The organism is Azospirillum largimobile, assembly GCF_977007025.2.
This window is the reverse complement of sequence record NZ_CDRMUA020000003.1, coordinates 721,758-734,494: the sequence shown is the minus strand read 5'-3', so window position 1 is coordinate 734,494 and position 12,737 is coordinate 721,758. Positions and strand designations below refer to the sequence as shown.

Genomic DNA, 12,737 nt, shown 5'->3' with positions numbered 1-12,737 from the left:
GAGCGGCATGGAATGGATTTGGCGCAGCCGTGGACGGTGGCTGCCGGCGCTGTTGGCCGTCTGGCTGCTGCTGCCGGGCTCGGCGGCGGGGGCGGCGGCGGAAACGGTCACCGTCATGACGTCCTTTCCCGCCGGCTTCTACGAGCCGGTGCGGGAGGCGTTCGAACAGGCCCATCCCGACCGGCGCCTCCGGGTGATCAACGCCAAGACGACGGCGGCCATTACCCAGCTGCAGGACCGTGTCGAGGACGTCGACCTCTTCTGGGCGTCCGCCCCCGATGCCTTCGAGGTGCTGAAGGCGGCCGGGCTGCTGGCGCCGGTCGCCGCACGCCCGACCGGCGCCCCGGCGACCGTCGGCAACCAGCCGATCGACGATCCGGACGGCACCTATCTCGGTTTCGCGCTGTCGGGCTATGGGCTGGTCTGGGACCAGTCCTATCTCGACCGCCACGGGATCGCCGCCCCACGCAGCTGGGAGGATCTGCGCAAGCCCGCCTATGTCCGCCATCTCGGCATCACCGCGCCGTCGCGCTCCGGCACCATGCACCTGATGGTGGAGACCGTCCTGCAACTCCATGGCTGGGAGCGCGGCTGGGCCATGTGGCTGGAAATCGCCGGCAACATCGCGACGGTGACGGCGCGCAGCTATGGCGTGGTGGAGGGGGTGGGCAAGGGGCGTTTCGGCATCGGGCTGGCCATCGACTTTCTGGGCCAGGGGGCGGGCCAGGAGGCATCGGAGGGCGGCGGTCTGCGCTTCGCCTATCCCGCCGACAGCGTTTTCCTGCCGGCCAGCGTGGCGGTGCTGCGCAGCGCGCCCAATCCGGCGGGAGCGGGCGTCTTCATCGATTTCCTGCTGTCGCCCGCCGGGCAGGCGCTGATGCTGCGTCCGGACATCGGGCGGTTGCCGGTCCGCCCCGACGCCTACGCCGCCGCACCGGCCGGCTACCCCAACCCCTATGCCCGGGAGACCGGTGACGACCTCTTCCTCTTCGACCGGGCCTTGTCCAGCCGCCGCTATGAGCTGGTCAACCTCCTGTTCGACGAGCTGATCACCTTCCGGGTCAAGACGCTCAACCGCGTCTGGCAGCTGATCCACGAGGGCGAGAGCCGCCTTGCCGCCACTCCCGACCCGGTGGCCCGCGACCTGTTGCGCACGGCCCGCGCGGCGGCCATTGCGGTTCCGGTCGACGCCGCCGAGGCCGTCGACCCCGCCTTCTCCGCGGCGTTGCGGCGGCCGACCCGCGGCATGCGGGTCTCGGCACGGCAGGAGGAACTGGCGGCGGAATGGCGGAGCTTCTCCCAGACCCGGCTCGACGCCGCGCTGTCGGCGGCCGAACGGGCGCTGGTGATCCTGCGGGTGACGGCCGGCGAAGGGGGCTGGCCATGAGCGCGCTGGCGCAACCGTCCGTATCCGGCAGTGGGCCAGGGAGCAGTCCGGGGAGCAGGCCTGGAGCGCTGCGCTTCGGCATCCGCGCCCGGCTGTTCCTGGCCTTCGTCGCGGTGGCCGTTCTGTCGGTGGCGGCCTGCGCGCTCGGCTGGCTGTCCTACGACCGGCTGGGCGGGACGCTGGACGAGTTCGCCGAAAGCCACCTGCCGGCCCTGGGGCTCGCCGCCAAGCTTGCGGAGGAGGGCGGCGCCATCATCGCCACCGCTCCCATCCTGGCCGGCAGCCGGACCGAGGCCGAGATGGACGCGATCCGCGATACGCTGGGCCGCCGCCTGACGGCGCTGCGGGCGCTGACCGGCGCCATAGAGGGCGGCGTTCCCGGCCTGCGCCCGGTGGTGGACGCGCTCGGCCGCAATCTGGCGGAACTGGACGGCACGGTGCGCCAGCGACTGGCGCTGGCCCGCCGCAACCAGGAGGCCATCGAGCGGCTGCGCTGGCTGCATGCCGATTTCCTCGACGAGATCGACCCGCTCGTCGCCGACGCCCGCTTCAACATTCAAAGCGCGTTGGCCTCGGTGGAGAGCGGGAAGGCGTCGGCCGACGCGGTCCGCATCCTGCGGGAGGAAAACCGGCGGAGCGAGGCGGTGCTGCAGATCGGCGCCAACGGCAACCTCGCGGTCGGGCTGATCGCGCGGGCGGCGACGCTGGCAACGCCCGAGATGCTCGACGACAATGCCGGCTTCCTCGACGAGACCGCCGACCGTCTGCAGCGCGACCTTGCGGCGCTGGCCGATTGGCCGGACGGCGTGTCGCTCGGGCAGGTGGTGGCCCAGCTTCTCGGGCTCGCGCGCGGGGCGGAAGGCAGCGTGCCGGCGCTGCGCCGGGAGGAGCTGGAAACCGCCGGACGCGGGCAGGTCCTGCTGGCCGAGAACCGCGACATCGTCGCCCGGCTGAACGGGCTGATCGCCCGGCAGGTCCAGGCGGTGGAGCGCGATTCCCGCGCCGCCGCCGCGCGCTCGGCCCAGGCGGTCGCGTTCGGCCGCTCCGCCCTGCTGGCGAGTGCTGTGGTCAGCCTGCTGGTGGCGGTGCTGGTGGCATGGCTCTACGTCAACCGCAACCTGATCTCCCGCCTGACCCGGCTGGGCGACGCGGCCCGCGCCATCGCCGCCGGGGACCTGAAGGCCGACATCCCGCTGGGCGGCCGCGACGAGCTGTCGGACATGGCGGCGGCGCTGCTGGTCTTCCGCGACACCGCCATCGCGGTGGAGGAGGCTAACGCCCAGGCGATCATCGACAACGCCCAGGCCGGGCTGGCGATCACCGACGCGCAGGGCGTGATCGAGTTCGTCAACCCGCTGGCCGCCGCGCTGATCGCACCGCCTGACGGGAGCGGTGATGGGGAGGCCGCCGCCGCGCGCCTCGCCGACCGCCTGGATGCCGAGGGTGCCGGCCGCGTCGCGGCGTTCTTCGCCCAGGTGTCCGCCGGGGCCAAGGGCGTCGCGCCAACCCTGTCCATCCTGGCGACCGGGCGGCGCCCCGATGGCGGAGCGGTTCCGGTGCAAGTTGGCGTCCGCCCCTTCTGGCGGCGCCAGCAGCAGCGCTTCATCGTCACCCTGACCGACATGACCGAACGGCTGGAGGCCCAGCATCTTCTGGAGCGCACGGTGCGGGAACGCACCACCGACCTGCAGGCCACCAACGACCGGCTGGAGCGCGCCATCGCCGAGCACCAGCGCACTGCGCGCGAGCTGCGCGAGGCCCAGGCGGAGCTGGTGCAGGCCGGCAAGCTGGCGGCGCTCGGCCAGCTGGCGGCCGGTGTCGGGCACGAGCTGAACCAGCCGCTCGCCGCCATCCGCTCCTACGCCCACAACGGCCGCAAGCTGATCGGGCTGGGCCGGGTGGAGGAGGCGGGCGCCAACCTGGGCAAGATCGCCGACCTGACGGCCCGGATGGCGAACATCACCAACCACCTGAAGCGCTTCGCCCGGCGCCCCGATGCCCGTCTGGGCGCGGTGGAGTTGGAACCGGTGATCCAGGGCGCCCTGTCCCTGTTCGGCAACCGCCTGCGCGAGGAGGCGGTCGGGGTGGAGATGCAGCTGCCCGACACCGCTGCGCCGCTGCGGGTCCGCGCCGAGGAGGTGCGGCTGGAGCAGGTGCTGGTAAACCTGCTGAGCAACGCGCTGGATGCCGTGGCCGGTGCGCCGGTCCGCCGCATCCTGATCCGTGCCGAGGCCGTGGAGAAAGGCGAGGGGGAGGAGGGCGATGCCGTCCGCATCGAGGTGCGCGACAGCGGTCCCGGCATCGCCGCCGATCCGGTCGAGCAGATCTTCGATCCCTTCTTCACCACCAAGCCGGTGGGGACGGGGTTGGGGCTCGGCCTGTCGATCTCGTACAACATCGTCCGCGACTTCGGCGGCGTGCTGTCGGTGGCCGAGAGCGGCCCCGGCGGAACCGCCTTCGTCCTCACACTGTCCCGCCTCCCCTGAGCGGCGAACAAAGGCCTGCCCATGACCGTCCTGCTGATCGACGACGATCCCGAAGTGCTCGACTCCAGCCGCCAGACGCTGGAACTGGAGGGCTTCGCGGTCCAGGCCGTGACGGATCCGGCGACCGCCCTGGCCCGGCTCGGTTCCTCCTGGCCCGGCGTGGTGGTGACCGACGTGCGCATGCCGGGGATGGACGGCTTCGCCCTGCTGGAGCTGGTGCGCGCCGCCGACGCGGAGGTGCCGGTGGTGCTGGTCACCGGGCATGGCGACATCGCCATGGCGATGCGGGCGGTCCGCGAAGGCGCCTACGACTTCATCGAGAAGCCGGCCGAACCCGACCATCTGGTCGAGGTGGTGCGGCGCGCCCTGGACCATCGCGGGCTGGTTCTGGAGAACCGGCGCCTGCGGGCGCAGCTGGCCGAAGGTGGGGCGGAGGGGCGGATCATCGGCCGTTCCCCGGCCGTCGAGCGCCTGCGCGCCACCGTCGCGAACCTCGCCGACGCCGAGGTGGACGTGCTGCTGTTCGGCGAGACCGGCACCGGGAAGGAGCTGGTCGCCCGCAGCCTGCATGAGGGCGGCCGGCGGCGCGCCGGCAACTTCGTGGCGCTGAACTGCGGCGCCATGCCCGACAGCATCATCGAGAGCGAGCTGTTCGGCCACGAGCCGGGCGCCTTCACCGGGGCGCAAGCCCGGCGCATCGGCAAGCTGGAGCATGCGGCCGGCGGCACCCTGTTCCTCGACGAGATCGAAAGCATGCCGATGCATCTGCAGGTCAAGCTGCTGCGCGTGCTGCAGGAACGGGTGATCGAGCGCATCGGTGCCAACCGGACGATCCCGCTTGACCTGCGGGTGGTGGCGGCGACCAAGGTGGACCTGCTGCGGCTGGCGGCGGAGGGGAAGTTCCGTGAGGATCTCTATTACCGCCTCAACGTCGTCACCGTGCCGCTGCCCCCCTTGCGGGAGCGGCGCGAGGATGTGCCCCTGCTGTTCCGCCATTTCCTCGATGCCGCCGCGGCCCGGTCGCGCCGGACGGTGCCGCCGCTCGACCCCGCCATGCTGGCCCGGCTGACCGCCCATGGCTGGCCCGGCAATGTCCGCGAACTGCGGAACGTAGCCGAACGGGTGGCGCTGGGGCTGGGCGACGGCCTCGCCCCCGTCGGCGGCGTGGTCGCGGCAACGGCGGAGATCGAACCGCTGGCCGACCAGCTCGACCGCGTCGAGAAGCAGCTGATCGAGGATGCGCTGGCCCGCTGCGGCGGCCGCGTCGGCGAAACGGCGGAGCGGCTGGGGATCACCCGCAAGACCCTGTACCTGAAGATGCGCCACCACGGCCTGAACCGGGACGATTTCATGGAGGAGTGACGAAGCGCTTCTTGGCTACCGATGAGCCCCTCTCCCCTCGTGGGAGAGGGGTTGGGGTGAGGGGGAAAAGCGACCTTCCCGGCCTTTGTCCGGGCTGCACCCCTCATCCCAACCCGCGGGTCGGCAATACGCCGTTGGCGTTTGGCCGATCCCGCCCCACAAGGGGAGAAGGGCTTCGTTTTCCAAGCAATCGCCCTGGAGAAATTGAAGCGTGAGTGTGGTCGATGTTTCCCGCATTACCCCGATATGCGGGCTGATGTTCCCGTCCTGACCCATCGATGGCGTGCGAAGCGAGGTGGTGCAAGGGCTGACCGTCTGGCATGCCGATTGCTGATTGTCCCAGCATAAAACATCGAGGGAGGGACAACACCCATGCTTCGCACCACGCGCACCGCCACACGCACTCTGCGCAACGCCGCCGCCCTGGCCGTCCTGCTTCTGTCCGGCACCGCCGCCTTCGCGCAGGATGCCGGCGGCAAGCTGGTCATCGTCACCTCCTTTCCCAAGGACATGACGACCGCCTTCCAGCAGGCCTTCCAGAAGGCCAACCCCAAGGTCACGGTCGAGATCCTGAACCGCAATACCAACGCGGGCGTGAAGTATCTCCAGGAAACCGCGTCGAACAACGGCGTCGACCTGTTCTGGGCCTCCGCTCCCGACGCCTTCGAGGTGCTGAAGGGCGCCGGGCTGCTGCAGCCCTACAAGCCCAAGGTGGAGGGCATCCCGGCCAAGGTCGGCGCCTATCCGGTCAACGATCCCGAGGGGATGTATGCCGGCTTCGCCGCGTCCGGCTACGGCATCATGTGGAACAGCCGCTACATGAAGGCCAACGACCTGCCGGTTCCCAAGGAATGGGCCGACCTGGCCAAGCCGGTCTATTACGACCACGTCGCGATCTCCGCCCCGTCGCGCTCCGGCACGACCCACCTGACCATCGAAACGATCCTCCAGGGCGAGGGCTGGGAGAAGGGTTGGCGCACCAACAAGGAGATGGCCGGCAACTACCGCACCATCACCGAGCGCAGCTTCGGCGTGCCGGACGGGGTGAATTCGGGCGCCTTCGGCGTCGGCATCGTCATCGATTTCTTCGCGTTGTCGTCGCAGGCGTCGGGCTTCCCGGTGGAGTTCGCCTATCCCACCATCACCACCATCGTCCCGGCCAATGTCGGCGTCGTGAAGAACGCGCCCAACAAGGCCGCAGCCGAGGGCTTCGTCGATTTCCTGCTGTCGCCGAAGGGGCAGGAGGTTCTGCTTGAGCCGGCGATCCGCCGCCTGCCGGTCAACCCCGTCACCTACGAGAAGGCACCCGCCGGCTATCCCAACCCGTTCAAGGACAGCTCGCTGGGCGCCCAGGTGAATTTCGACGTCAACGTCTCGCAGGCCCGCTACAACGTGGTGGACGCGCTGTTCGACCAGTTGATCACCTTCCAGCTCGACGACCTCAAGGCGGCGACCCAGGCCATCCACAAGGCCGAGGCCGCCGTCGCCAAGAAGCCGAACGACAAGGCCAAGGCCCTGCTGGCTGAAGCGCGCGACCTCGTCGCCGCCATGCCGGTGACGGCGGAGCAGGCCGCCGACCCGCAGCTGGCCGGCGCCTTCACGGTGGAGCGCAAGTCGGCCAAGGACGCGGTGCCGGAACGCCAGGCGCAGGTCGAGCAGAAGTGGTCCGCCTTCGCCAAGGAGAACTACGCCGCCGCCCGCAAGAAGGCCGACGAGGCGCTGGCCCTGGCGCGCTGACGCGCCCTGCGTGGGGGGACGCCTCGAGGCGTTCCCCTCCCTTCTCCCCAGTTCACGGGCCTTTCCATGACGTCACTTGCGCTCACGCGCGACCGCATCGCGCGCGTGCGGCCGGGGCCGGCGCTGGCCGCGCTGCTGATCGCCGCCTTCCTGCTGCTGTTCCTGGTCGTCCCGGTGGTCCAGGTCATCTTCGTCGCGTTCCAGGACAAGACGACGGGGGCCTTCACCCTGGTGAATTTCGCTGATTTCTTCAGCAACGACCTGTTCATGCGGTCCTTCGCCAACTCCTTCTACGTCTCGGCGATGTCGGTGGTGGTGGCGAGCCTGCTGGCGCTGCCGCTCGCCTACCTGACGACGCGGTTCGAGTTCCGCGGCTCCGTGCTGATCCAGAGCCTGGGTATCATTCCGCTGATCATGCCGCCCTTCATCGGCGCGGTGGCGATGCAGTTGCTGTTCGGGCGCAACGGCTCGGTCAACCTGCTGCTGCGCGACCATTTCGGCTTCTCGATCCCCTTCATGGAGGGGCTGAACGGCGTCATCTTCGTCCAGAGCATCCATTATTTCCCCTTCATCCTCATCAACCTGTCGGCCAGCCTGAAGAACATCGACAGGGCGATGGAGGAGTCGGCGCAGAATCTCGGCTGCCACGGCTTCCGCCTGTTCCGCCGCATCGTCTTCCCGCTGGCGATGCCGGGCTACGTCGCCGGCGCCTCGCTGGTCTTCATCAAGGTGTTCGACGATCTCGGCACGCCGCTGCTGCTGAACGTCAACGACATGCTTGCGCCGCAGGCCTATCTGCGCATCTCCTCGATCGGCATCTCCGATCCGATGGGCTACGTCATCTCCGTCGTGCTGATCGCCTGCTCGCTTCTGGCGCTCTGGGTGTCGGCGCTGGCGATGCGCGGCAAGGATTACGCAACGGTGCAGCGCGGCGGCGGCGGTCTGGCCAAGCGGCGCCTGAAGCCGCTGGAAATGGTGGCGGCCTATGGCATCGTGCTGCTGATCCTGGTGCTGGTGCTGGCACCGCATATCGGGCTGGGCCTGCTGTCCTTCGCCACCATCTGGTCCTTCAGCCCCGTTCCCGACGCCTTCACGCTGAAGCATTACCAGACCGTCTTCACCGAGAGCGGGCAGTACATCACCAATACGCTGCTCTACGCCTCGCTGGCGGCGCTGCTGGACGTGGTGATCGGCACCGCCATCGCCTATCTGGTCCTGCGAACCAAGCTGCCGGGCCGGCAATGGCTGGACTACATTGCGATGGCGGCGCTGGCGGTGCCGGGCGTCGTGCTGGGCATCGGCTATCTGCGGAGCTTCTATGGCGTGCCGATGCCCTTCACCGGCCAGCCGCTGTCGAATTTCTGGCTGATCCTGGTCTTCGCGCTGGCGATCCGCCGGCTGCCTTATGCCCTGCGTGCCTGCACCGCGGCCCTGCAGCAGGTCAGCTCCTCGCTGGAGGAGGCGGCCGAGAATCTCGGCGCCACCAAGCTGCGCACGGTCGGTCGCATCGTCGTGCCGCTGATGTCCGGCGGTATCCTGGCCGGCTTCGTCACCAGCTTCGCCACCGCGGCGGTCGAGCTGTCGGCGACCATCATGCTGGTCCATTCGCAAAGCGACGCGCCGCTGGCCTACGGCCTCTACGTCTACATGCAGTCGGCGGCCGGACGCGGTCCGGGGGCGGCGCTGGGCATCTTTGCCGTCATCATCGTGGGCTTGGGCACCTACCTGTCGCACGTCGTCATCGAGCGCGGCCGCCGAGACCGCGGCCAAGAGCACTGAGGGGATCCCCATCATGAACCACCAGTTTTCCCCGGCCGCGCTCGCCGCCCAGATCGAGAGCGTCGGCGTCGACATCGAGGGCGTGAACCTGTCCTACGGCAGCAATCATGTGCTGAAGGACGTGAACCTCGCCATCAAGCCGGGCGAGTTCTTCGCCTTCCTTGGACCGTCGGGCTGCGGCAAGACCACGCTGCTGCGCCTGATCGCCGGCTTCAACACCGCCCAGCGCGGCGCGGTGCGCATCGGCGGGCGTGACATCTCCACCCTGCCTCCGCACCGCCGCGATGTCGGCATGGTGTTCCAGAGCTACGCCCTGTGGCCGCACATGACCGTGCGCCGCAACGTCGCCTTCGGGCTGGAGGAGCGGCGCGTGCCCCGCGCCGAGATCGAGCGGCGGGTGGACGCTGCCCTCGATCTGGTCGGGCTGAAGCATCTGGCCGACCGCCGGCCGTCGCAGCTGTCGGGCGGCCAGCAGCAGCGCGTGGCGCTGGCCCGCACCATCGTGATCGAGCCGAAGGTCCTGCTGCTCGACGAGCCGTTGTCGAACCTCGACGCCAAGCTGCGCGTGCAGATGCGCCAGGAACTGCTGAGCCTGCAGCGCAAGCTCGGCCTGACCACCATCTTCGTCACCCACGACCAGGAGGAGGCCAACACCATCTGCGACCGCATTGCGGTGATGGAGGACGGCAAGGTGCAGCAGGTCGGCACGCCTCAGGACCTCTACGACCATCCCGCCAACCTGTTCGTCGCCGGCTTCCTCGGCACGGCCAACGTGCTGGACGGCGAGGTGCGCAGCGACGGTGCCGCGGGCAGCGTCTTCGTCGGCAACGGCGTCACGCCGGTGGCGCTGCCGCCGTCGGTCGAGGCGGGTGCGGCCGGGGCGGGAACTGGGGGCAAGCTGATGTTCCGCCCGCAGAACCTCGCCATCCGGACCGATGGCGGACCGCCGGCTCCCGGCCATGCCCGACTGACCGGCGTCATCCGGCACCGGGAGTTCCTCGGCGCCTCCATCCGCTACGCGGTGGATGTCGGCGGGCAGCTGGTACAGGTGGACGCGCCGCATCAGGCGGGCGATGCTCTGCTCGCCCCGGATGCTCCGATCATCCTCGACCTTGCGGCCGACAAGGCCCGCTTCCTCCGCCAGTAAGGTGCCGTGACCGTGACCAACCCCGCCGACAGTCTCGACCTTCCCGCCATCCGCACCGCCATCCGTGCCGTCGCCTTCGACCTCGACGGCACTTTGGTGGACAGCGTCGCCGACCTGATGCATGCCTCCAACGCCCTGCTCGCCGAGTTGGGACGCCCGCCGGTCGATCTGCCGTCGGTACGCTCCTTCGTCGGCGACGGAGCACCCAAGCTGGTGGAGCGCGTGCTGGCCGCCACCGGCGGGGTTCCGGCTCCGGACGAGGCCGCCCGCTGCGTCGAACGTTTCCTGGAAATCTACGAGGCCGACCCGAGCGCCCACAGCGCGCTCTATCCCGGCGTCGCCGAAACGCTGGCGGCGCTGGCGGCGGCCGGCCTGCGGCTCGGCGTCTGCACCAACAAGCCGATGGCGGCGACCCTGCGGCTGCTCGACGACCTGGGCATCGCCGGCCATTTCGCCGCCGTGGTCGGCGGCGACAGCTACCCGACCCGCAAGCCGTCGCCGGAACCGGTGCTGGGACTGCTGGCCCGGCTGGAGGTCCGGCCGGAGGAAGCCGTCTTCGTCGGCGACAACGAGCACGACGTGGCGGCAGCCCGCGCGGCCGGTGTCGCGCGGGTGATGGTGGTGCCCTACGGCTACGCCCGAGTGCCGCTGGAGAGCCTGCCGCATGACGGCATTCTCGACGGCTTCGCCGATCTGGTGAAGCGGCTGTCATGCTGACCGCGGTGATCTTCTGCCGCCATGGCGAGACGGAGAGCAACCTCGGCGGCTGGCTTGCCGGTTCGCGCGACGTGTCGCTGACTGAGCGGGGCCGGGCACAGGCGTGGGAGGCCGCCGCGGCGCTGGCCGCCGGGCGGCAGCAGGTCCCGGTCGTCTACAGCAGCCCGCAACGCCGGGCGCTGGAAACGGCGGCCATTCTGGCCGAGGCCCTGGCGGTTCCGGTCGTTCCGGTCCCCGGTCTGGAGGAGCGCCGCTGGGGTGATCTGGAGGGCGGGGCCATTCCCGCCGACCTGTTGCGCGAGGAGGTGCCGAATGGGGAAAGCCTCACCGTGTTCGGCGCCCGCGTCACCGCGGCGCTGGATGGCTTGCCCGTGCCCGCGGTCGGCCGCCCGCCCCTGATCGTCGCGCATGCCGGCACCTGGCCGGTGCTCTGCCGATGGTTGGGCGTGGAGTCCGCATTGCTGTGGCCGCCGAACGCGTCGCCGGTCACGCTGACGCGGCAGGGCGCACGCGTCGGGTGACACGGGCGCCCTGTGTGGAGAGGCCATGTTCGGAGGAAGCTGGGCGGCGTCAGGCCGCCCAGTTGACGCCGTCGGCGTCCTGCGTCTGCGGCGAGACCTGCGCGACCACCTTGACCGCCAGACCGCCGCAGGAGGTTTCGCGGTATTTCGGATCCATGTCCTTGCCGGTCTCGAACATCGTCTCGATGACCTTGTCGAGCGAGACCAGCGGTTCGCTGGTGCGGTGCAGGGCCATGCGCGTCGCGTTGATCGCCTTCATGGCGCCCATGGCGTTGCGTTCGATGCAGGGGATCTGCACCTGCCCGCCGACCGGGTCGCAGGTCAGGCCCAGATTGTGTTCCATCGCGATCTCGGCGGCGATGCACACCTGTTCGGGGCTGCCGCCCATCAGGTCGGCAAGGCCGCCGGCGGCCATCGAGCAGGCGACGCCGACCTCGCCCTGGCAGCCGACCTCGGCGCCGGAGATCGAGGCGTTCCGCTTGTAGAGCGCGCCGATGGCGGCCGACGCCAGGAAGAAGCGGACGCAGGCGTCCTCGTCCACCGGCTTGATGAAATTGTGGTAGTAGGCGAGCACGGCGGGGACGATGCCGCAGGCGCCGTTGGTCGGCGCGGTGACGACGCGGCCGCCGGCCGCATTCTCCTCGTTCACCGCGAAGGCGAACATGTTGACCCAGTCGACCACGTTCATCGGGTCGCGCGACAGAGCTTCCGACGAGGCGAGTTGGCGGCGCAGGATGGCGGCCCGGCGGGGAACCCGCATCGGACCGGGCAGCACGCCCTCGGTCGTCATGCCGCGGTCCATGCAGGCGCGCATCGTCTGCCAGATGTTGGCGAAATAGTCCCGGATTTCCTGATGGCTGTGCAGGCGCAGCTCGTTCTGCAGGATCAGGCCGGAGAAGGACAGGCCGGTCCTCCGGCAGTGGGCCAGCAGGTCGGCGGCCGAAGCGTAGGGATAGGGAAGCTCCACCTCCTCGCCGCTCTGCTTGCCGAAATTCTCGTCCTCGACGACGAAGCCGCCGCCGATCGAATAATAGGTCTTGCCCAGCAGCAGACGGTCGCCGTCGAAGGCCTGGATCGTCATGCCGTTCTCGTGCCGGGGCAGGTTGGACCGGTGGAAGGTGATGGCGGCCGGCGGGAAGTCGATCGGCTTGCCCTCCTGTCCCAGCGGCAGGCTGTGCGAATTGCGCACCTGCTGCAGGAAGGCGGGGATCGTGTCGATGGCGACCGTGTCCGGCAGGTTCCCGGCGAGGCCGAGCATGAGGGCGACGTCGGTGTGGTGGCCCTTGCCGGTCAGCGCCAGCGAACCGTAGATGTCCACCGCGACGCGGGTGGTGGCATCGAACCCGCCGCAGGAGCGCAGGGCGTCCACGAACTGCTTGGCTGCCCTCATCGGTCCCACCGTGTGCGAACTGGAGGGGCCGATACCGACCTTGTAGAGGTCGAACATGCTGATCATGGCGTGCTTCCTTCCTGTGGACGGCCCCGGATACCGATGGGGAGATGCCTTGCTTGGTCTTCTCTTCGCCGCTTCAGGCGGCACCCGTCGCGGTGGACGGGGCCGCCTTGAGCGGAAACGATGGGCAGGGGAGAGACTGGGATCG

9 protein-coding genes are annotated in these 12,737 nt (G+C 69.8%); 8 read left to right on the top strand and 1 reads right to left on the bottom strand.

Annotated features, from left to right (window positions below):
* Nucleotides 1-7 precede the first annotated feature (7 nt).
* The 8 genes from ACWPKK_RS20890 to ACWPKK_RS20855 all read left to right on the top strand — a co-directional run bounded on the left by ACWPKK_RS20890 (nucleotide 8) and on the right by ACWPKK_RS20855 (nucleotide 11,136).
* The gene (locus ACWPKK_RS20890) at nucleotides 8-1,387 is read left to right on the top strand and encodes an ABC transporter substrate-binding protein (protein WP_452007856.1); all 1,380 of its coding nucleotides are present in this window, start codon (nucleotides 8-10) and stop codon (nucleotides 1,385-1,387) included.
* On the top strand, nucleotides 1,384-3,873 hold the full coding sequence (locus tag ACWPKK_RS20885; protein WP_452007854.1) for an ATP-binding protein: 2,490 nt from the start codon (nucleotides 1,384-1,386) through the stop codon (nucleotides 3,871-3,873). Before ACWPKK_RS20890 ends, ACWPKK_RS20885 begins: the two co-directional genes overlap by 4 nt.
* Nucleotides 3,874-3,894: 21 nt before the next feature.
* Nucleotides 3,895-5,235 (top strand): sigma-54-dependent transcriptional regulator, encoded by a 1,341-nt coding sequence (locus tag ACWPKK_RS20880; RefSeq protein ID WP_452007852.1) that lies wholly within the window; start codon nucleotides 3,895-3,897, stop codon nucleotides 5,233-5,235.
* 372 nt (nucleotides 5,236-5,607) lie between these two features.
* Nucleotides 5,608-6,972 (top strand): extracellular solute-binding protein, encoded by a 1,365-nt coding sequence (locus ACWPKK_RS20875; protein WP_452007850.1) that lies wholly within the window; start codon nucleotides 5,608-5,610, stop codon nucleotides 6,970-6,972.
* Nucleotides 6,973-7,038: 66 nt separating this feature from the next.
* The gene (locus ACWPKK_RS20870) at nucleotides 7,039-8,751 is read left to right on the top strand and encodes an ABC transporter permease (RefSeq protein WP_452007848.1); all 1,713 of its coding nucleotides are present in this window, start codon (nucleotides 7,039-7,041) and stop codon (nucleotides 8,749-8,751) included.
* Between the two features lie 13 nt (nucleotides 8,752-8,764).
* The gene (locus tag ACWPKK_RS20865; protein WP_452007846.1) at nucleotides 8,765-9,898 is read left to right on the top strand and encodes an ABC transporter ATP-binding protein; all 1,134 of its coding nucleotides are present in this window, start codon (nucleotides 8,765-8,767) and stop codon (nucleotides 9,896-9,898) included.
* A 12-nt stretch (nucleotides 9,899-9,910) separates the two neighbouring features.
* Nucleotides 9,911-10,615 carry a phosphoglycolate phosphatase gene (gene gph, locus ACWPKK_RS20860; RefSeq protein ID WP_452007844.1) on the top strand — a complete coding sequence of 235 codons (705 nt, stop codon included), beginning with the start codon at nucleotides 9,911-9,913 and terminating at the stop codon, nucleotides 10,613-10,615.
* Nucleotides 10,609-11,136: a histidine phosphatase family protein gene (locus tag ACWPKK_RS20855; RefSeq protein WP_452007842.1), complete on the top strand. Its 528-nt coding sequence runs from the start codon at nucleotides 10,609-10,611 to the stop codon at nucleotides 11,134-11,136. Before gph ends, ACWPKK_RS20855 begins: the two co-directional genes overlap by 7 nt.
* A 49-nt stretch (nucleotides 11,137-11,185) precedes the next feature.
* Here ACWPKK_RS20855 and ACWPKK_RS20850 read toward each other — a convergent pair whose 3' ends face one another.
* A complete protein-coding gene (locus ACWPKK_RS20850; protein ID WP_452007840.1) occupies nucleotides 11,186-12,592 on the bottom strand; it encodes an L-serine ammonia-lyase in 1,407 nt (468 codons plus the stop codon).
* Between the last annotated feature and the right edge of the window lie 145 nt (nucleotides 12,593-12,737).

Bases quoted from the DNA above. Each gene is read 5' to 3' on its own strand.
- ACWPKK_RS20850 (WP_452007840.1), bottom strand. From the start codon at position 12,592: ATGATCAGCATGTTCGACCTCTACAAGGTCGGTATCGGCCCCTCCAGT.
- ACWPKK_RS20885 (WP_452007854.1), top strand. From the start codon at position 1,384: ATGAGCGCGCTGGCGCAACCGTCCGTATCCGGCAGTGGGCCAGGGAGC.
- ACWPKK_RS20890 (WP_452007856.1), top strand. From the start codon at position 8: ATGGAATGGATTTGGCGCAGCCGTGGACGGTGGCTGCCGGCGCTGTTG.
- ACWPKK_RS20870 (WP_452007848.1), top strand. From the start codon at position 7,039: ATGACGTCACTTGCGCTCACGCGCGACCGCATCGCGCGCGTGCGGCCG.
- ACWPKK_RS20855 (WP_452007842.1), top strand. From the start codon at position 10,609: ATGCTGACCGCGGTGATCTTCTGCCGCCATGGCGAGACGGAGAGCAAC.
- ACWPKK_RS20880 (WP_452007852.1), top strand. From the start codon at position 3,895: ATGACCGTCCTGCTGATCGACGACGATCCCGAAGTGCTCGACTCCAGC.
- ACWPKK_RS20875 (WP_452007850.1), top strand. From the start codon at position 5,608: ATGCTTCGCACCACGCGCACCGCCACACGCACTCTGCGCAACGCCGCC.
- ACWPKK_RS20865 (WP_452007846.1), top strand. From the start codon at position 8,765: ATGAACCACCAGTTTTCCCCGGCCGCGCTCGCCGCCCAGATCGAGAGC.